At 66.9% G+C, this 17170-nt stretch carries 17 protein-coding genes; 3 read left to right on the top strand and 14 right to left on the bottom strand.

Features of this window, described 5'->3' with window-relative positions; genetic code table 11:
• Nucleotides 1–132: 132 nt before the first annotated feature.
• The gene (locus QSJ34_RS10375) at nt 133–1476 is read right to left on the bottom strand and encodes a hypothetical protein (RefSeq protein WP_285574813.1); all 1344 of its coding nucleotides are present in this window, start codon (nt 1474–1476) and stop codon (nt 133–135) included.
• Between the two features lie 27 nt (nt 1477–1503).
• Between QSJ34_RS10375 and QSJ34_RS10370 the strand changes: the two genes are divergently transcribed.
• Complete coding sequence (locus QSJ34_RS10370) at nt 1504–2028, top strand: class IV adenylate cyclase (protein WP_285574810.1); 525 nt, start codon at nt 1504–1506, stop codon at nt 2026–2028.
• A gap of 128 nt (nt 2029–2156) precedes the next feature.
• On the opposite strand, the gene QSJ34_RS10365 is transcribed toward QSJ34_RS10370, so the two are convergent.
• Nucleotides 2157–3311 (bottom strand): trans-sulfuration enzyme family protein, encoded by a 1155-nt coding sequence (locus QSJ34_RS10365; RefSeq protein ID WP_285574808.1) that lies wholly within the window; start codon nt 3309–3311, stop codon nt 2157–2159.
• A 70-nt stretch (nt 3312–3381) separates the two neighbouring features.
• On the opposite strand from QSJ34_RS10365, the gene QSJ34_RS10360 reads away from it, so the two are divergent.
• Nucleotides 3382–3777, top strand: a complete 396-nt coding sequence (locus QSJ34_RS10360; RefSeq protein ID WP_285574803.1) for a hypothetical protein — start codon at nt 3382–3384, stop codon at nt 3775–3777.
• Here the strand turns inward: QSJ34_RS10360 and QSJ34_RS10355 are convergent.
• The 11 genes from QSJ34_RS10355 to QSJ34_RS10305 form a co-directional block, all read right to left on the bottom strand.
• Complete coding sequence (locus tag QSJ34_RS10355; protein WP_285574800.1) at nt 3756–5318, bottom strand: serine/threonine-protein kinase; 1563 nt, start codon at nt 5316–5318, stop codon at nt 3756–3758. The genes QSJ34_RS10360 and QSJ34_RS10355 overlap by 22 nt on opposite strands.
• Nucleotides 5319–5377: 59 nt before the next feature.
• Nucleotides 5378–6790, bottom strand: coding sequence for a serine/threonine-protein kinase (locus QSJ34_RS10350; protein WP_285574798.1), 1413 nt, complete (start codon nt 6788–6790; stop codon nt 5378–5380).
• Between the two features lie 86 nt (nt 6791–6876).
• The gene (locus QSJ34_RS10345) at nt 6877–7182 is read right to left on the bottom strand and encodes a BRCT domain-containing protein (RefSeq protein WP_285574796.1); all 306 of its coding nucleotides are present in this window, start codon (nt 7180–7182) and stop codon (nt 6877–6879) included.
• Nucleotides 7183–7533: 351 nt separating this feature from the next.
• Nucleotides 7534–9867 carry an NAD-dependent DNA ligase LigA gene (gene ligA, locus QSJ34_RS10340; RefSeq protein WP_285574793.1) on the bottom strand — a complete coding sequence of 778 codons (2334 nt, stop codon included), beginning with the start codon at nt 9865–9867 and terminating at the stop codon, nt 7534–7536.
• Nucleotides 9864–10949 carry a rod shape-determining protein RodA gene (rodA, locus tag QSJ34_RS10335; RefSeq protein WP_285574791.1) on the bottom strand — a complete coding sequence of 362 codons (1086 nt, stop codon included), beginning with the start codon at nt 10947–10949 and terminating at the stop codon, nt 9864–9866. The genes ligA and rodA overlap by 4 nt, the downstream gene beginning before the upstream one ends.
• Nucleotides 10946–12847 carry a penicillin-binding protein 2 gene (mrdA, locus tag QSJ34_RS10330; protein ID WP_285574788.1) on the bottom strand — a complete coding sequence of 634 codons (1902 nt, stop codon included), beginning with the start codon at nt 12845–12847 and terminating at the stop codon, nt 10946–10948. The genes rodA and mrdA overlap by 4 nt, the downstream gene beginning before the upstream one ends.
• A 3-nt stretch (nt 12848–12850) precedes the next feature.
• Nucleotides 12851–13339, bottom strand: coding sequence for a hypothetical protein (locus QSJ34_RS10325; protein ID WP_285574785.1), 489 nt, complete (start codon nt 13337–13339; stop codon nt 12851–12853).
• Entirely contained in the window at nt 13336–14172 is an 837-nt protein-coding gene (mreC, locus tag QSJ34_RS10320; RefSeq protein WP_285574782.1) for a rod shape-determining protein MreC, read from the bottom strand. Before mreC ends, QSJ34_RS10325 begins: the two co-directional genes overlap by 4 nt.
• Before the next feature lie 63 nt (nt 14173–14235).
• Nucleotides 14236–15279: a rod shape-determining protein gene (mreB, locus tag QSJ34_RS10315; RefSeq protein ID WP_285574780.1), complete on the bottom strand. Its 1044-nt coding sequence runs from the start codon at nt 15277–15279 to the stop codon at nt 14236–14238.
• Between the two features lie 85 nt (nt 15280–15364).
• Complete coding sequence (locus tag QSJ34_RS10310) at nt 15365–15520, bottom strand: hypothetical protein (protein WP_285574778.1); 156 nt, start codon at nt 15518–15520, stop codon at nt 15365–15367.
• A gap of 21 nt (nt 15521–15541) precedes the next feature.
• Nucleotides 15542–15835 carry a glutaredoxin family protein gene (locus tag QSJ34_RS10305; RefSeq protein ID WP_285574775.1) on the bottom strand — a complete coding sequence of 98 codons (294 nt, stop codon included), beginning with the start codon at nt 15833–15835 and terminating at the stop codon, nt 15542–15544.
• Between the two features lie 55 nt (nt 15836–15890).
• On the opposite strand from QSJ34_RS10305, the gene QSJ34_RS10300 reads away from it, so the two are divergent.
• On the top strand, nt 15891–16487 hold the full coding sequence (locus tag QSJ34_RS10300; RefSeq protein ID WP_285574772.1) for a hypothetical protein: 597 nt from the start codon (nt 15891–15893) through the stop codon (nt 16485–16487).
• A gap of 73 nt (nt 16488–16560) precedes the next feature.
• Here QSJ34_RS10300 and QSJ34_RS10295 read toward each other — a convergent pair whose 3' ends face one another.
• On the bottom strand, nt 16561–17148 hold the full coding sequence (locus QSJ34_RS10295) for a hypothetical protein (RefSeq protein ID WP_285574769.1): 588 nt from the start codon (nt 17146–17148) through the stop codon (nt 16561–16563).
• Between the last annotated feature and the right edge of the window lie 22 nt (nt 17149–17170).

The raw sequence follows: 17170 nt of genomic DNA, 5'->3' as shown, positions 1-17170 counted from the left end.
CGGGGACCTCGGGAAGCCGGGAGGAAGAGAGAGTGGCTGGGCACAACGCTACCAGAAATGTGCACTTCGGTAACAATGGATCAGCGAAGGGATCGGTAAGGAATCGGCAACGAGCTTGTCCGAGTCTTCGGCTCAGCGCAGCAGCTTCCTGAGTATCCTCACCCGCTCCACCTCCACGAGGCGCACGAGGAGCACCCGGTCACCCACCCAGACCCAGGCGGCGCCGTAGGGTTCCCGCAGGGCGATCTCGGGCCCCTTGGGCAGCCAGCCTTTCACGGAAGCGCGCAGACCCGTGGCCGAGCGCCATTCAGGGCGGTAGGAATCCAGCAGCGCCTGGCGCTGGCGTTCCGGCGGCAGGGCGCTTTCGTTCCAGCGTTGGTCCCAGGCGTCGAAGGCCCCTCTCCCCGCGCCATTCTCCCGCCAGGCCCAGGCCGCGTCCCAAGCGGGCCAGGGAAGGGCATCGGCGGCCACCTCGGTCCATTCGACCCTGGTCAGAGGGCTCGTCTTCCGCGCCATGCCTTCATCCGGAAGCGGCGCCACCAGGGCCATGCGCTGGGGAGGCTGGGCCGTGAGGAGCCCGCTGCCCACCGCCAGGCGGCGCCAGCGCCCGCCTTCCAGACCCCAGGCCGTCCAGCCCTGGGCGCCGCCGTGCCAGAGCCGATCGGCCCGCGGCATCCAGATGCCGTCCCCACCGTGCCAGGGGATCTCCACCCGGCTGCCCGGCAGGTCCTGGCCGTCCTCGGAAAGGGCCTCGGCCTTGGTGGCGAGCCCCTTGGGCGGCGCCGGCAGATCCGCCTCGTCCCAGCTGGCGAGGGTGGGCTCTCCCGGTTCCACCTCGCAGGGCAAGGCGCTCAGCAGGAACCTCGGTTCGGCGCGGGCTTCGGCGGGCTCGAAGAAGCCGATGAGCGCGGCCTTCCCGTCCCAGCTGAATCGGCTCCATGGGCCCGACTGGGCGGACCAAATGACGCGGCCCTCGGGGACTTCGAGCAGGCGTGTCTCAAAGCGTGCCGAACCCATCTGAAGGGTCACCAGCAGGCGGTTGCCCTTGGCGGGATCCAGGCGGGCCGAACAGATGGGCGCATCGAACCGGTAGTGCCGCCACTCGAGCCCCCGCCACAGCACGATCTCGCTGCGGCCCCCGGGCCCGTTCAGCGCCAGACCCTGATCCGCCAGGTAGGGCGAGGCGGGCTCCCAGGGCGTGCCGAAGCCGCCTTCGTAGGGCCAGGCCTCGGGCTGATCCGGATCCCGCGTGCCCTGGAAGCGCGGCGCCCAGCCGTCCTCCAGGCGGAATTCCGCCAGGGATTCGAAGCCGCCCAGACTCATGACGGCCGGCGCCCCCGCTGACGTGACGCCGCCCTCGCTGACCGGACGCGGCGCTTGCACCACCGCGAAGAGCAGCAGCATGGCGGCGATGAAGAGGGTGGCAATGATGTACCGTTGGGGGATCACGGGGTGCCCAGGACGTTGCATCATCATGCCTCATCCCCGTGGGAGACCGGCCCGATGAAACACAAATCCGCGGTGGAGACCGAACTCAAGCTGCGCATTCCGGCCACGGGCCCCTACCGCGGCCTGCTGCAGGCCCTTGGATTCCGCGAGGTCTCAGCCGCCCAGGCCGAGGTCAGCGTGCTCTGGGACCGGGAGGGCCATCTGCGCGCCGCCGGTTCGGCGCTGCGCACGCGCAGCTATGCGGGCCAGTCGCGCCTGACCTGGAAGGGCCCCAAGGTGCCCGATCCGATCCTGAAGATCCGCCCCGAACACGAGACCGGCATCGAGGACGCCACCGCCCTGGAGGCCATCCTCCGCGCCCTGGGCTACGCGCCCGTGTTGCGCATGGAGAAGGTGCGCGCCGTGTGGGAGCGCGCCGAACTGGAGGCCTGCCTCGACGAGACGCCCTTCGGCTGCTACCTGGAGCTGGAAGGCGATCCCCAGGCCATCCGCGCCGCCATGGAAGGCCTGGGCCTGGCCCCCGATCGCGCCGAGACCCGCAGCTACCCCGAGCTGTACCAGGCCCACGGGCTCGGGTAGACCGCGGAAAAGAAGAACCGCCAACCGCAGAGAACGCCGAGAACGCAGAGGAAAAGAAGAAGGCCTTCCTCTGCGCTCTCCGCGTTCTCTGCGGTGAATCAACCGTCGGGGTGGGTCGGCGCGAAGGTTCAGACCTTCAGCACGCGCTCCAGATCCTCGATCAGATCCTGCACGTCCTCCACGCCGACGCTGAGGCGCAGCAGGTTGTCGTTGATGCCCAGGCGCTGCCGGTCGGCCTCGGGCACGCTGCCGTGGGTCATGCTGGCGGGGTGGCAGACGAGGCTTTCCACACCGCCCAGACTCTCGGCGAGTGCGAACACCTTGAAGGCCGAGGCCATGCGACGGGTGCGTTCGGCGTCGCCCGTGTCAAAACTCACGATGCCCGAGAAGCCCTTCATCTGCTGCTTGGCGAGGGCGTGCTGGGGATGGGATTCGAGGCCAGGGTAGTAAACGGCCTTCAGATCCTTGCGGTTCTCCAGCCAGCGGGCGATGGTGAGCGCGCTCTGGTTGTGGCGCTCCATGCGCAGGTGCAGCGTCTTGGTGCCCCGCAGGATGAGCCAGGATTCCATGGGCGAGAGGATGCCGCCGGCGGCCTTCTGGTGGAAACGCAGGCCCTCGGCGATGTCTTCGCGGTTGGTGATGGCGATGCCGCCGATGGAGTCACTGTGGCCGTTCAGGTACTTCGTCGTGGAGTGGAAGACGAGATCGGCGCCCAGCTCCAGGGGCCGCTGGTTGAAGGGCGTGGCGAAGGTGTTGTCCACCGCAAGCACCGCCTTGCAGCCCATCTGCGTCATCACGCGCCGCGCGCCGGGGATATCGGTAATGCCGAGCATCGGATTGGTGGGCGTCTCCAGCATCACCAGCTTGGTGTTGGGCCGCAGGGCCGCCTTGAAGGCCGCCAGATCGCCCGTGTCCACCTGGGTGTAGGTGAGGCCGAAGCGGGTCATCACCTTGTCCAGCAGGCGGAAGGTGCCGCCGTAGACGTTGTCGCCCAGCACCACGTGATCGCCGCTGGAGAGCTGCTCGAAGATGGCCTGCACCGCCGCCATCCCTGAGCCGAAGGCCATGCCGTGAGCCCCGCCCTCCAGAGCCGCCAGGTTGGCCTCCACGGCGTCGCGGGTGGGGTTGCGCACACGGGCGTAGTCGAAGCCGCGGTTCTGCCCCAGCCCGTCCTGAAGGTAGGTGCTGGTGAAGTAGACCGGCGTCATGAGCGCGCCGTTGGTGGGGTCCGGCGACTGCCCGGCATGGATGCAGAGGGTGTCGAAACGGGCTTCATGATTCATGGCGCTATCCTTCCGTGATTCCACAGTGTGATGAGGTGCCGCCATGAGGAAAAGGATTGCCTGCGTTTGCGTGATCTTTGCCCTGGTGGCTTGCCGATCCGACAAGCCCGAGGACCAGGTGCGCGCGACCTTCGAGACCTGCCGCGCGGCCGTGGAGGCCGGCGACGCCGCCGGGGCCACGGCCCCCCTCGATCCCGCCTTCCAGGGGCCCGAGGGCCTGGACAAGGCCTCGCTGCGCCTCTTCCTCATGGGCACCTTCCGGCAGGAAAAGGTCGGCGTGACCGTCGTGCGCAACGAGGTCGCCGTGCGCGGCAACGAAGCCTTCCAGGAGGTCGATCTGATCCTCACGAGCCGCGGCGGCGGTCTACTACCGCAGGACGCCTCGCACCGCAGCTTCCGCCTGCGCTGGCGGAAGACCGGGAAGGACTGGCGGCTGCTGGAGGCTCAGTCCCTCGACGGGCGCTGAAACCGGGGCTGCAGGGCCCGCGCCCCCGGGCGCAAGGTGCCCACGGGCAGCTCCGCCAGGATGGACTCCCGCACGTCGGGTGGCAGGCGTCGCTCGCGGCGCTCCTCCCGCAGCATGGCCGTGAAGTGGCCGAAGGCCAGGTACTGGACCGGCTTCACGCCGTGCTCCTTGCCCGCGTCCAGCACGCCCGGCATCTCCTGGTAGCGCCCCAGGCCGTACAGCGCCGTGACCTTCAGCGCGTAGGCCCGCGGGTTCATGGGATGGTCGCGAAGCACGCGGTCGCAGAGGGCCAGGCTGCCCTGGGGCTGGTCCACCAGGCCCCGGCCGGCCTCGTTGAGCAGCTCCGCGGCCTCCTCCTCGGTCATACGGGGCGGCGCCTTGGGTGCCGGCCCCGGTTTCGGTGCAGGCTTGGGCGAGGTCGGTTCGACCCGCTCGGTTTTCGGACTGGTGCGACTTTCCGCAGGCGCCGGGGCCGTGGCTGACGGAACGACAGGGGACGAAACAGAGGTGGAGGGCGCGGCGGGTTCGGGCTCCGGCAGCGAGATCACCCGCACGGGCGCGGGCCGGTGCGCCCAGGCCCAGGCGCCCGCACCACCCGCACCGAGAAGCACCAGAGCCGCAGCCCAGGGCCAGACCTTGCGGCGGGGTGTGGCCTGGCTTCCGGACGGAACCGTGGGTCGCGCCAGAACCTTCGTCGGCGGGGTGCCGGCCAGACCCGCCCAGGCGGGATCCATCGCGTCGCGCAGGGCCTTCGCCATGGCTTCGGCGGACTGGAAGCGCTGGGCGGGATCCTTCGCCAGGGCCTTCGCCAGGAGCAGGCCCGCCTGGGGGCTGATGCCGCGGAAATCCGAAGGCGGCAGGGGCGCGGGCTCTTCGTTCACGAGCTTGTAGAGCACGGTGGCCGTCGTGTCACCGTCGAAGGGGCGGTGGCCCGCCAGGGCCTCGTAGAGGATCACGCCCACGGCGAAGAGGTCGCTGCGCGGATCCGGGCGGCCGGTCTGGAGGTACTCGGGCGCCATGTAGCCGAAGGTGCCCAGCAGGGTGCCGGTGCCCGTCATGTCCGAGCCCGCCACCCGCGCGATGCCGAAGTCCATCACCTTGGCGTGCAGGCGCTCGCCGTCGCGGCGCACGCGGATGTTGCTGGGCTTGATGTCGCGATGCAGCACGCCCTTCTGGTGGGCGTAGGCCAGGCCGTCGCAGACCTGGGCCAGGATGTCGAGGGCCTCCACCGGGGCCAGCACGCGATCCCGGAGCATCGCCTCCAGATCCGCGCCGGGCACGTACTCCATGGCCAGGTAGAGCACGCCGTCGGCTTCGCCGAATTCATGGATGGTCACCAGGTTCGGATGGTTCAGGGTGCCCGCGGCGCGGGCCTCCCGGGCGAAGCGGTCCCGCGCCTCGGCGCCCTGGGCGGCCTCGCGGTGGATGGTTTTGAGCGCCACCTCCCGCCCGATGGCGGGATCCTGGCCCAGGAACACCTCGCCCATGGCGCCCTGGCCGAGGCGCTTCAGGATGTTGAACCGGCCCAGCGTATGGAGCATGTCGTCACCTGCAACCTTGGAACCGAAACCATCCTTCTCGGTTGAAGGGGGAAAAAGCTTCAGAGCCCCAGGTATTCCATAAACTCGTTGTGGAGGTCCAGCGGCAGGCGACAGTTCTGCATCTCTTCGGTCACGACCTGTTTGCAGCGGATCACGGCCCGCAGTTCCGAAGACGGGATGCCGCGCTCACGGGCGTGGCGCAGCGTCTGCATCACGGCATCCATCCACCCCAGCCGGTAGTGCGTCACGATGAGCATGCCGTAGGTCTTGCCGTTGGTCGGATCGATCTCCAGGGCCTGAAGCAATTGCCGGCGCGTGGTCTCCAGCACGTCCTTGCGCACCTCGGTCCGGCCGCTGGCGCCCGCGCCCGAACCGATCGCCGCGCCCCGAAGGCTTGGCGCGGGCAGCGGGATGGGCCGAGGGATCGAACCCGATCCCGTCCCCATGGTCCGCAGGGGCGCGGCCCGGTTGGGTGCCGGCCTTAGTGGCGGCGCTGGGATCAGCGGAAGCGAAGCCGGCGAGGCTGGCGCGGGCACGGACGAAGCCGCCATGAAACCGCGCGGGGGCGTCGGCGCCGCTTTCAGCGGAAGGCGCTCCGCCGGGGCGAGGGGAATCTTGGTGGCCGTGGTGGGCCGCTCCTGCTCCCAGCGCCAGGAGGTGTCCTTGGCGGCGCGCAGCACGCGGGCCAGCTCCTCGGCCGTCTGGAACCGGTTGGCGGGATCCTTGGCGAGGGCGTGCTGCAGGATGCCCTGCACGTCGCGGCTGATGCCCTGGAAGACCGTCGGCGGAAGCGGCCCGGGCGTTTCATGCAGCAGGCGGTAGATCACGGAGCCCGGGCTCGGCCCGTCGAAGGGCGGAATGCCCGCCAGCGCCTCGTAGAGGATCACGCCCACGGCGAAGAGGTCGCTGCGGGAATCCGGGCGGCCGCTTTGCAGATACTCCGGCGCCATGTAGTTCACGGTGCCGAACACCGTGCCCTCGTCCGTCGTGTCGGAATTGATGATCTTGGCCACGCCGAAATCCAGGATCTTGGCCTGGAGGAGCTTCCCGTCCCACACCACGCGGATGTTCGAGGGCTTGATGTCGCGGTGCAGCACCTGGTGGCGGTGGGCCACGGCCAGGCCGTCGCAGACCTGCGCCAGCACCTCCAGCGTGTCGCGGGGCGACAGCGTCCCGGCGCGGATCAGGGTGCCGAGGTCCTCGCCCTTCACCAGCTCCATGGCCAGATAGAGCACGCCGTCTTCCTCGCCCAGTTCGTGCACGGTGACGATGTTCGGATGGTTGAGCACGGCGGCGGCGCGGGCCTCGGTGGCGAAGCGCTCCCGGGCCTTGGGGCCCATGTTGGTGGCCGTGTGGATGACCTTGATGGCCACCTCGCGCCCCAGGATCGGATCCCGGCCCACGTAGACTTCGCCCATGCTTCCCTGGGCGAGCAGTCGGATGATTTCGAACTTGCCAAGTCGCGTCAGCACGGAGGTTTCCGGACGTTGAATGTCAGATCATCCACTGGGGCCGAAGCCCCGTCCAGGCCTTTCTTGCCTGCTGGTCCCGCGCAATCTCAGCCTTCCAGCGCGCGGAGCCAGGCCTCGTCCCGCACGGGAATGCCCAGCGCCTCGGCCTTGGCGAGCTTGGAACCCGCCTTTTCACCCGCCAGCAACAGCGTCGTCTTCGCCGAGACGCTGCCCGTCACCTTCGCGCCGAGCTCCTTCAGGCGCGCTTCGGCCTCCTCCCGCGACAGGGTGGGCAGGGTACCCGTGACCGAGGCTCCGTCTCCAAGAGCGCAGACCCGAAGGGACCAGCGATTGGAAGCACGCTCCTGAGGAGCGTGCGATAGACGGAGGCCGACTCGCTCTAGGCGGATCAACCGATTCCTATGGAAGGACCACTTAATCAAGCATCACCCTTGCAAGGGCTTTCTTCCTTTTGGCGAATTCACTCTTGGCCGCCTCAAGAAGAGACTCGGCCTCGACAAGTTTCTCTAGTGCACGCTCCACATCAGTGCCGATAAACATACTGGGTAGATGGGTCAATTGGTCACCATTTCCGCTCACTAGATTCGCCACCTCACCCTTAAGGAGACTCATCCGATGCTTACACACCTGCCCCATGCCCCCCGCGCGACAGGTGCAGGTAGCAGTGAAGTTTGTTCCTTCGCGGCGAAACACTATCCGATATGGCTCTGGTTCGCTTCCTTGGACAAGAAAGGTTAAGTCATTCATAGCCCACCCTGATTCTTCATTTCCATTACCCAGGCCTCATCTCGAATGGGAACACCAAGTTTTTCCGCGTCAGACAACTTAGACCCAGCATCCTCCCCGGCGACTAAATAGCTTGTTTTCCCTGAAACAGAGCTTGCAACTTTGGCACCAAGCTTGATCAACAACTCAGTTGCCTCGGATCGGCTTAGTGTTGGCAGTGTCCCAGTAATTACCACAGTGAGGCCAGTCAGTGGCTTGGATTGATCTTCAATCATGGACATCTGCTCGCGAATCAAATTGATCTGCTTCAGATCTCTAGGAAGATTTGGATGCTCACCAATAAAGGCATATAGCGCATCTACAGCTTTTGATGGCCCTTTTTTGGTATTCCACTTAGGAAGCACCTGCAAATCTTCCTTTTTGCATTTCCAAATACTGTCGACCGTTGGGAACGAATTCAGCAATGATTCAATTTTAACTAATCCAAAATCTGGCAAGGGAAGCGACGAGAGCCACTCCCTCAGTCCAACCCCATCGGCTAAATCATCTTCTATGCTTGGCTGGACTCCATAGCCTTTTAGTTCACCGGGGAGATTGGGATGCTGCGCAATAAACTGCTTCAGAGATATGGACACTTTTTCTCCAATATCTCTGATTGCCCGAAGAGCCCACTCGTCGGCCTCCCAGAGAAGGTCCAGACTGGGAAACGCACGCGCCAGCGAACGACTCGTGGTTTCACCGACATTGGGAATTCCTAAAGCGTGAATCCAGCGCCAAAGTGGTTTTCCATGAGACTGACGAATTGCCTCGAAAAGATTTCTCGCCGATGTCTCGGCAAAACCCTCAAGCGAGCTAATGAAGGCGATTCCGAATAAAGGTTGATCAAGCAATCCCAGCAGTTCCCACGGGTGCTGGAAGCGTCTAGATTCAACCAACTGAATCGCAACGACGTCGCCAATGCCCTCAAGATCCAAAGCCGAACGGCTTGCAAAATGAAGGAAGCGTCCCTCTAGCTTGGCTGGACACTCGGGATTCTCACAAAAATGCGATACCTTCCAATTTCTTTCTTCTGAGGTCTTATTCGAAGCATCATTTCTTACTTCTTTAACCTCCCCACCACAGACCGGGCAGCGGTCGGGTGCAGAAGGTGCAGCGGAGAACTCATTCCCCTGGTCAGGAACCAAGGCGACGACTTTTGGAATGACTTCGCCCCCTTTTTCTATAAATACGCGGTGACCGACATGAATTCCTAAATTACGAATGAATTCAATGTTGTGCAGGGTGGCGCGGCGCACGATGGAACCCGCCACTTCCACCGCCTCCAGCTCCGCCACCGGCGTCAGCTTGCCCGATCTCCCCACCTGCCAGGTGATGCCCAGCACCGTCGTCGTCACCTGGGTCGCCGGGTACTTGAAGGCGATGGCCCAGCGCGGCACGCGGTCCGTGGCGCCCAGGCGCTGCTGCACCGCCGGATCGAGCACCTTCAGCACCACGCCGTCCGTATCGAAGGGCAGGCGCAGGCGGCCTTCGGCCTGCTCGGCGATGAAGGCCAGCACAGCCTCCAGATCCCCCTCGCCCTGGGCCGGCATCACGCCGAAGCCCCAGGTGCCCAGCCGCGCCATGGCGCCCGAATGATCCTCGCCCTCACCCTCCAAACCGAGGGCCTGCCAGGGCAGGAAGGAGAGGCCCCGCGCGGCGACCTCCCGGCTGTCCAACAGCTTCATGGTGCCGCTGGCGGCGTTTCGCGGATTGGCGAAGCGGGCCTCGCCCCGGTCATCCCGCTGGTGGTTCAGCTCCTCCCAGCGCTTGCGGGACAGGAAGACCTCGCCCCGTACCTCCAGCCGCTCCGGGGCCTCCGCAGGCAGCACCAGGGGGATGTCCGCGATGGTGCGCGCGTTCTCCGTCACCAGCTCGCCGGTTTCACCATCGCCTCGCGTGAGGGCCTCGACCAGGCGGCCCCGTTCGTACTTCAGCGACAGGGAAAGCCCGTCCACCTTCAGCTCGGCGGCGTAGCGCGGCGCGGCCTCGGGCGCGAGTTTGCGCCACTTGGTTTCCCAGTCACGCAGCTCGGCTTCCGAATAGGCATTGTCGAGGCTGAGCATCGGCGCGGCGTGGCGGCGCTTCTCGAAGAAGTCCACGGGTGGCGCGCCGACACGATGGGTGGGGCTGTTGGGATCGGCGAGGTCGGGGTGGGCGGCCTCGAGATCCTTCAGCTCCCGCTCCAGCGCGTCGTACTCGGCGTCGGAAAGCTGCGGCTGGTCCAGCACGTAGTAGCGGTGCCGGTGCATCCGCACCTGGTCGGCGAGATCCTTCATGCGCTGACGCAGGTGCGCCCTGTCTTCCGCGTTCATTTCACCCTCGATCGGTGGAGGATACCCATGATGAGGCCCAGCGCCAGGAAGAAGCTCAGCGTGCTGCTGCCGCCCGCGCTGAAGAAGGGCAGCACCATGCCCTTGTTGGGCAGGGCGCCCGCCACCATGCCCACGTTCACCAGCAGGTGCAGCCCGAAGATGCCCGCGGCGCCCGCGCAGAAGTAGGCCTCGGGATTGGTGTGGGCGGCCCGGGCCGCATCCAGGATGCGGCTCATCAGGAGGCCGAAGAGCCCCAGGGCCAGCAGCACGCCGAGGAAGCCGCGCTCCTCGGCCCACACGCTGAACGCGAAGTCCGTCGTCTTCACCGGGAGGAAGTTCAGCTGGGTCTGGGAGCCGCTGGTGAAGCCCTTCCCGATGAGGCCGCCCGAACCGATGGCGATCTTGCTCTGGTTGACCTGGTAGCCCTTCTTCTTCAGATCACTGGAGGGATCGAGGAAGATCATGACCCGCTGCTTCTGGTAGGGCTTCAACGCGAATTTCCACGCGCCGAAGCCGCCCGCCAGGACGAGCAGGACGAGGGCGACGATCCAGCGGGCGCGCAGCCCCTTCATCAGCGGAATGATGAGCAGGATGGGCAGGAAGCTGAGGGCCATGCCCAGGTCCGGCTGGCGCTCGATGAGCAGCATGGGAAAGACCACCAGGCCGATGGCGCCGACCAGCTCCAGGCGACCCACCGTGTCGGCGTTGCGCGATCCCAGACGCTGCGAGAGGTAGAGCAGGGTCACCCACTTCATCAGCTCCGAGGGCTGGAAGGTCTGCCCCGCGATGGAGAACCAGCGCGTGGAGCCGCCGATCTTCTTGCCCACCACGAGCACGGCGGCCAGGGCCGCGAGGCCCAACAGGTAGGCCACGAAGCTGTAGCGGAAGATGCGCCGGGGATCCATGCTCGCCAGCAGCAGCATGAGGGACAGGCCCAGCAGGTTCCACACGCTCTGCTTTAGCCAGATGGTGGCCTGCACCGTGTTCCGTCCCGCGGAATAGAGCGTCAGCGTACCCAGCGCGATGAGCGCCAGCAGCACCCAGAGGAGGCGGGGATCGAGGGCGCGGAAACGCTCCTTCATTCCGAGGCCTCCGGTTCCTGGGGCTGCTGGGGCGCGAAGGGATCCACCATCCTGCCGCGGGGCGGAGGCAGCGGGTTGGTGAGGCGGTCCACGCACCAGTACTTCACCAGCTTGGCCGCAACGGGCGCGGCGGCGGTGGAGCCGAAACCCGCGTTCTCCACCACCACGGCGAAGGCGATCTGGGGATGATCGACCGGCGCGTAACCCGCGAAGAGGGCATGGTCCTTGAGCTTCTTGGCCTGGCGGGCGTAGTGGGCCTTGTCCACGAAGGTGGCCACCTGGGCCGTGCCGGTCTTGCCCGCGAAGGGAATCTCCTTGGCGATCTCGCGAATGAACGGATTGGCCGCCGCTGTCCCGCTCTGCACCACTTCGTGAAGTCCCTCGGCCAGCACCGACCAGATCTTCGGATCGAGGGGCGTATCCTTGAAGGCGGGCACGGCCGCGGGTTCCAGCGCGTTGGTCTGGTCGTCGCGGAAGCCGTAGAACAGGTGCGGCGTGAGCATCTTGCCCCTGGTGGCGAGCAGGGCGTAGAAGCGGGCCAGGCCGAGGGGTGTGACGCCCACGGCCCCCTGCCCGATGCCCACGCTGATGGTTTCGCCGGCGTACCATTTGGGATCGCGGGGCACGGCCTTCCGCTTCCACTCCCGGCTGGGAATGCGGGTGCGCTTCTCCTGGGGCAGGTCGATGCCCGTGCGCTCGGTGAGGCCGTACTTCTCCGCCGTGGCGTAGATATCGTCGATGTCCATGCGCGAGGCCAGCTCGTAGAAGTAGACGTCGCAGCTCTGCGCGATGGCCTGCACCATGTTCAGGCTGCCGTGGCCGGTGGGCTTGTCGCAGCGGAAATCGCGGCCGTAGAAATTCTTCCGTCCGCCGCAGAAAATGGGCGTCTGCGGCGTGATGACGCCCTTCTCCAGCGCCGCGATGGCGATGAGCAGCTTGAAGGTGGATCCCGGCGCATAGATGCCCTGGATGGCCCGGTTCACCATGGGCCGCGTGACGTTGTTGGCCAGGTAGCGATCCACCATGTCCTGGCTCAGCCGGTTGAGGAAGAGGTTCGGATCGTACGAGGGGCTGGAGTACATGGCCAGCACGCCGCCATCCCGGAGATCCAGCACCACCACGGCCCCGGCCTCCTGCCCCATGGCGTCCTCGGCCACCTTCTGCAGTCCCGCGTCGAGTGTGAGGAAGAGGCTGCGGCCCGTCTGGGCGTCGGCCTGACCGAAGTTGGCGACCTCGGTGCCGAGCTGATCCACGAGGATGCGCTTCTGGCCGTCCACCCCCTTCAGCTTGTCGTTGCCGCTGGCCTCGAAGCCCTCCTTGCCGATGGTCTCGCCCAGCCGGAAGACGTCGTGCTTCTCCTTCATCATCTGCTCGTCGACCTCACCGACGTAGCCGAGCACGTGGCCCGCCAGCTCGTCGCCCAGGTAGACGCGCCGCGGCGCCACTTCCACGCTGAGGAAGGGGAAGCGCGCGCGAATGCGCTCGGCGAGGGCGATGCCCACCTCGTCGAGGTTCTCCTTCAGCACGAGAGGCCGCCCCTTGCCCGCCTGCCAGTAGCTCTGGATCTTGCGCGTGAGGGCCGCCGGATCCAGCTCCAGGGCCGCGGCGAGGGAGGCCACGACCTCGGGCTTGGTGGGCAGGTCCTCGCGCTGGATGACGAGGTGCAGGGCCCGCCGGTTGTCCACGAGGCGATTCCCGTTGCGGTCCAGCACCAGCCCACGAGGCGCCGGGATGGGGCGCACCTTCACGGCCTGCTGCAGGGCCTGCTCGCTCAGCTCGCCGTGGCGCACCAGCTGCAGGCGGGCGTAGATGAGCACGAGGAGGCCCACCAGGCTCCAGGTCATCACCCTGAGGACCTCGAGCCTTCGGCGAAGCAGGGGACGCTGCCGCGGATCCATGGCTCAGCGCCGCCCGGATCCCGCGCCCGGGTGGAGCAGCCGCCAGGCCGCCCAGCCCCAGAGCGGCGTCGTCAGCAGGACCCAGAACCAGCCCCAACCCCAGGGATGCGGTGCGGTGGCCAGGCGGACGGCGAGATGCACGAGGATCGCATGCAGCAGGCTGAGGGCCGCGAGCCGCGCCAGCCAGCCCTTCAGGCCTTCAAGGGGCCAGCGTCCGGCCATCCATCCCGCCAGCAGGGCGAGGCTCATGTCCGCCCAGGGCGTGCCTCCCAGATGGGGATAGAGGCGGAGGGAACCTTCCATCGTCCAGCCCGCCGCCAGGGCCCAGAGGGCGCCCATCAGCGGCACGCCGGCCCGCGGCGCCAGCGCAATCACCAGCATGGCGTGCAGGACGAGCTGCAGCCGCGGGAAGGGCGCGCTGAGGAAGATCAGGCCGAGCGCGACCGCGCAGACGAGGTTCTGGCGGGTGAGGGTGGGCGGGGCGATCCTCATGGCGTCCCCTTCTTCTTCTGCGGTTTCTGATCCACCGGCACGAAGGGGGGCTGCACTTCCAGGGGCGGCTGGGGCGGCAGCAGAAGCACGGTGTTCACGCGATCCAGAGGCGCCGCCAGGTTGACGATGACGCGCAGCTCGAGGTCGCCCTGGGCCACTTCGGCCACGTAGCCCACGAGCAGCCCGCGCGAGAAGACGCGGTCCAGCCCGCTGGTGAGGACGGCCTCGCCCACCTGCACGACTTCCTGGTTACTCACGTAGCGGATGAGGGCGCGGCCCGAGCCCAGGCCCTGGAGCACGCCTGTGGCGCGGCTGCGCATGAGCATGACGCCGACGGAGGCGTTGGGCGCGTCCGCGGGCAGCACCTTGGACTGGGTGGCATTGACGGACCACAGCCGGCCCACGATGCCCTCGGGCACGATCACGCCCTGATCGGGTAGCAGGCCCAGGTCCAGGCCCCGATCCAGGATGAGGCCGCCGAAGGTCGCGGGCCGCGTGCTGAAGATCACCCGCGCGGATTTGAGCTCCAGGGGGATCTGCCGCTTGAGGCCCAGCAGACGGACGGCTTCGTCGGCCTCGGCGAGCCGGGGCGCCTCCTGCGCGGCCTGGGTCTTCAGCTGGGCCAACTCCGCGGAAAGTCTGACGTTTTCAGCGCGGGTCTCGGCGAGGGTGCGGCCGGCATCGCGGCGCGCGGTGCGCCAGGCCGCCCAGCGGGAGGCGAGGCCCTGGGAGGGCCGCGAGACGACATCGGCCACGTTCGTCCAGTGCCGGCCGGGCTTGGAACCCAGGATCACCCAGGCCCCGTGGCCAAGCCAGAGGAGGACCAACGCCAAGCGCTGCCACCCCGCGCGGCTCCAACCCCACCTGGCTGCCCGGAGGGCCATGGAAGCGCTCCTCTAGTCGAGGATCTGGATGCGGCGCAGGAGCGGGATGTTCTCCAGCAGCAGCGCGGTGCCGCGCACCACCGCAGTCTGGGGATCCTCCGCGCGGAAGACCGGCAGGTGGGTCTCCTTGCGCAGGCGCTCGTCCAGGCCCTGAATGAGCGACCCGCCGCCCGTCAGGCAGATGCCGCGGTCGATGAGGTCCGCAGCCAGCTGGGGCGGCGTTTCGTTGAGGGCCTTGCGGACCAGGTCGATGATGGCGTTGATGGGCTCGGCCAGGGCTTCCCGAATTTCGGCATCGTTGAGCGTGAGCGTCTTGGGCAGGCCTTCGAACTGGTCGCGGCCACTCACTTCCATGGTGCGCGTCAGTTCCGAAGGCGAGGCGGAACCGAGGGTCCACTTCACTTCTTCCGCCGAGGCCTCGGAGATCAGCACGTTGTACTTCTCGCGGATGTACTTGATCACGGCCTCGTCCATCTCGTCGCCGGCGATGAGGATGGAATCGGAAAACACCTTGCCGTTGTAGCTGATGACGGCCACATCCGTCGTGCCGCCGCCGATGTCGACGATCATGCAGCCGCGCTTCTCGTTGATGGCGAGACCGGCGCCGATGGCGGCCACCATGGTCTGGTCCACGAGGAAGACTTCGCCGGCCTTGGCGTCGTAGCAGACCTGCTTCACGGCGCGGCGGGCCACCTGGTGGGCGCGAGGCGGCACGCTGACGACGATGCGGGTGCGCGCGATGCCGCGGTTGGGACGGGCCTTCTGGATGAAGGAGGCGAGCATCTTCTCTGCCGCGTCCACCTCGAAGATCATGCCGTCCTTCATGGGGCGGATGGTGCGCACGCCCTGGGGGGCGCGACCCAGCAGCTGCTTGGCTTCATCGCCCACGGCCTCCACCTCGTGGGTGAGGGTGTTCACGGCGACGATGGAGGGTTCGTAGATGACAATGCGCCCGGCCTGCTTGGTGTGGATCAGGGTCGAGGCCGTGCCAAGGTCGATGGCCAGGTCTGAATTGAACAAGTTGGACCAGAACTGGCTGGAAAAAATACTGGCCACAGAGGACTCCCGGAGAACCTCTTAGGGTGCCATGAACCGACCCCCCGGGCCACAGCAAGGCCGAAGCGGGCTCCAAGAGGCTAAATCAGACCCCCGCGGCCAGCAGCTCCTCCACCAGCAGGTCACCATCCAGGCGCTGGGGTAATTCCTTGTGGTAGCCCCGGACCCGCGAACCGGATGCGGGTCGCGAGCGGGCAGCCCGGTGGGCTGCACCGAGCGGGGCCCCCGCACCGGCGAGCATCCAGCGCGTGTCCGGGGCGGGTTACTTGCCCGCGGCCAGGAGCTCCTCCACCAGCAGATCGCCGTCCAGACGCTGGGGTAATTCCTTGTGGTAGCCCCGGACCCAGCGCTTTCCACCCACCAGCACGAAGGGGATGGCCCGCTTCCCGGTCTCGGCCTCGAGTTTCTCGGCGGCCCCGGGCACGGTTTCGATGTCGACCTTGGTGTGGGCGATGCCGTGTTCCGCCAACCAGCCCTCCAGGCGCCGGCAGTCCGGGCACCAGGTGGCGCTGTAGACGGCCAGATCCAGGCTCGCCAGGTCTTCAATTCGGCTCATGGGATCCTCCGGGACCTGTCATTCTGGATCCTTTGATGCTCTTCGTGGAGATTCCATGTCCAAGATGGTCCATGTCACCACCCTTCTCGCCGGATCCGCCCTCCTGCTGTCCATGGCCTGCAAGGCCAACAAGGCCGACACCAGCCGCGTGATCGCCAACGTCGGCGGCGAGAAGATCACCGAGGCCGAATTCCGGGAAGTGGTGACCACCCTGTCCCCGGATCCCAAGGAGGCCCAGACCTTCCTCAACGACCCCGCCGCCCGCGAGGATCGCGCCCAGCTGGCCAACCGCATCGCCATGTCCCGCGCCATTTCCGCCTACGCCAAGCAGACGGGCCTGGATCAGGAGCCCAGCGTGAAGCGCCAGCTGGAGCAGCAGCAGGCCAACGTCTACTTCCAGGCCCTGGCGAAGAAGCGCATGCCCACCGCCGAACCCACCGACGAGCAGCTGCTGGCCTTCTACAAGGAGCAGGTCGAGCGCATGAAGGCCCAGGGCGGCACCGCGGTCCCCCCCTTCGAAACGGTCAAGGCCCAGGTGGCCCAGGGCTACAAGCAGCAGCGCATGGCGGCCATCAGCCAGGACATCCAGAAGGAGATCAAGGCCAAGGTGCCCGTCACCCTCGCGGACGACTACCGCCCCGCGAGCGAGTAGCACTCAGGCTTTCCACTCGCATGAAGAAGGCCCCCGTCCGGGGGCCTTCTTCATGCCTTCAACGGCCCACCCCTCAGCCCTTGGCCAGCACCTGCGCGAGGTTCATGAGGTCCTTCAGGGCCTTCTTGGCGGGCTGCGCCTGGCGCTTGGCCGCGCTCTCCTGGAAGCGCTTCAGCGCGTCCTGCACGCCGACGATCGCCACCGCATGCGCGCCGTTGTCCTGTTCGATCAGGGGCTTGAAGGCCACGTCGACGTTGGGCATGGGGGCCCACAGCGCTGCGTCGACCCCGCACCAGGCCATCATCGACACGCGGCTCGCTTGCAGCAGGTCCTGCTTGCGCGAACGGCCCTGGAAACGGCTCAGGGTGGCGGAGATGCCCAGGGCCCCGATGGCCTGCTCCCGCGGCTTCATCTTCAGCATGGCCTTCAGCTGTTTATCGATGAAGGTGGCATCGGGTTCGGGCACGGTCTTCAGCAGCCCGGGTTTCGCCGCGTCCCATCCGGCCTTCGCCTTCGCCACGAGGCCCGTCATCGCGCCGCGCTTCCCCTCGATCAAGGCCTCGGGAATGGCGGTGACCAGGACCTGGACCTGATCCAGCCCCTGGGGCATCGCCGGTGTCTGGGCGACGAGGGCGGCGGGAACAAGCAACCAGAGCGGCATGGGAACTCCTGAGCGCAAAGCA

The organism is Geothrix limicola (genome assembly GCF_030268085.1).
Classification (GTDB): domain Bacteria; phylum Acidobacteriota; class Holophagae; order Holophagales; family Holophagaceae; genus Geothrix; species Geothrix limicola.
The sequence above is the reverse complement of the archived record's forward strand: the minus strand, read 5'-3'. Positions and strand labels throughout refer to the sequence as shown.

What these genes read in the sequence shown, in the direction of transcription:
- QSJ34_RS10295 (WP_285574769.1), bottom strand. Translation starts at nt 17,148, where the DNA reads ATGCCGCTCTGGTTGCTTGTTCCCGCCGCCCTCGTCGCCCAGACACCG.
- rodA (WP_285574791.1), bottom strand. Translation starts at nt 10,949, where the DNA reads ATGAAGGAGCGTTTCCGCGCCCTCGATCCCCGCCTCCTCTGGGTGCTG.
- ligA (WP_285574793.1), bottom strand. Translation starts at nt 9,867, where the DNA reads ATGAACGCGGAAGACAGGGCGCACCTGCGTCAGCGCATGAAGGATCTC.
- QSJ34_RS10375 (WP_285574813.1), bottom strand. Translation starts at nt 1,476, where the DNA reads ATGATGATGCAACGTCCTGGGCACCCCGTGATCCCCCAACGGTACATC.
- mrdA (WP_285574788.1), bottom strand. Translation starts at nt 12,847, where the DNA reads ATGGATCCGCGGCAGCGTCCCCTGCTTCGCCGAAGGCTCGAGGTCCTC.
- QSJ34_RS10355 (WP_285574800.1), bottom strand. Translation starts at nt 5,318, where the DNA reads ATGCTCCATACGCTGGGCCGGTTCAACATCCTGAAGCGCCTCGGCCAG.
- QSJ34_RS10325 (WP_285574785.1), bottom strand. Translation starts at nt 13,339, where the DNA reads ATGAGGATCGCCCCGCCCACCCTCACCCGCCAGAACCTCGTCTGCGCG.
- QSJ34_RS10370 (WP_285574810.1), top strand. Translation starts at nt 1,504, where the DNA reads ATGAAACACAAATCCGCGGTGGAGACCGAACTCAAGCTGCGCATTCCG.
- QSJ34_RS10305 (WP_285574775.1), bottom strand. Translation starts at nt 15,835, where the DNA reads ATGAGCCGAATTGAAGACCTGGCGAGCCTGGATCTGGCCGTCTACAGC.
- QSJ34_RS10310 (WP_285574778.1), bottom strand. Translation starts at nt 15,520, where the DNA reads ATGCTCGCCGGTGCGGGGGCCCCGCTCGGTGCAGCCCACCGGGCTGCC.
- QSJ34_RS10300 (WP_285574772.1), top strand. Translation starts at nt 15,891, where the DNA reads ATGTCCAAGATGGTCCATGTCACCACCCTTCTCGCCGGATCCGCCCTC.
- QSJ34_RS10365 (WP_285574808.1), bottom strand. Translation starts at nt 3,311, where the DNA reads ATGAATCATGAAGCCCGTTTCGACACCCTCTGCATCCATGCCGGGCAG.